2 protein-coding genes are annotated in these 735 nt (G+C 38.4%); one reads left to right on the top strand and one right to left on the bottom strand.

Going from position 1 to position 735, the window contains the following annotated elements:
• The coding region (locus tag ACFINO_RS10400; protein WP_375655755.1) for a ThiF family adenylyltransferase at positions 1–217 on the top strand (217 nt) is incomplete at its 5' end.
• Here ACFINO_RS10400 and ACFINO_RS10395 read toward each other — a convergent pair.
• Positions 163–735, bottom strand: a 573-nt coding sequence (locus ACFINO_RS10395; RefSeq protein ID WP_375655753.1) for an ATP-binding cassette domain-containing protein, incomplete at its 5' end; no start/stop codon positions are given. The two genes, ACFINO_RS10400 and ACFINO_RS10395, sit on opposite strands and share 55 nt — an antisense overlap.

Raw genomic sequence — 735 nt, 5'->3', positions numbered from 1 at the left:
TCTCTCAACATGTGCTGAAACTGGAATTATCGGCGCTTTACCCGGAGTCATTGGAACACTCCAAGCAATGGAAGCCATTAAACTTATCACAAACACCAATGAATCCTTAGTAGAGAAAAACCTCCTCTATAATAGATTATCAGTGCAATTTAAGGTCATTACTTATAAACGATCAGATTCCAATGCGAATGCAGCAGCCATCAAGCTTTGCGTGTAAGTATTTTGGGGGCAAGAAAAAATACGATCAGCAGAGCCATATTCAACCATTTCTCCATTACGCATGACAATCACTTCATGTGCAAGCGCTTTGATAACTTTTAAATCATGACTAATAAACAGATAACCTAAATGATATTTTTTTTGCAGATGAAGTAAAAGGCTAATGATCTGTGCCTGCACACTTACATCAAGAGAAGACGTTGGTTCATCAAGCATAATAAAGCGAGGTTTGAGGATGATTGCACGTGCAAGAGCAATTCGCTGTCTCTGCCCACCAGAAAACTCATGAGGATAACGATAACGAGTAGAAGGGTCAAGATTAACCTCATGTAAAGCTTCAATCACACGATCATTGCGTTCAGAATAAGAAAGCTTTGGTTCATGAATTGATAAGCCTTCAGCAATAATTTCACTCACAGACATACGTGGAGAAAGTGAACCAAAAGGATCTTGAAAAACAATCTGAATATGACGACGCAAAGAACGCATTTTCTTAAAAGTAAAATTGCTGATGTC

The organism is Bartonella sp. AA83SXKL (genome assembly GCF_042196965.1).
Lineage (GTDB): Bacteria > Pseudomonadota > Alphaproteobacteria > Rhizobiales > Rhizobiaceae > Bartonella.
Note: the sequence above shows the minus strand (reverse complement) of the source record. Positions and strands in the feature narration are given on the sequence as shown.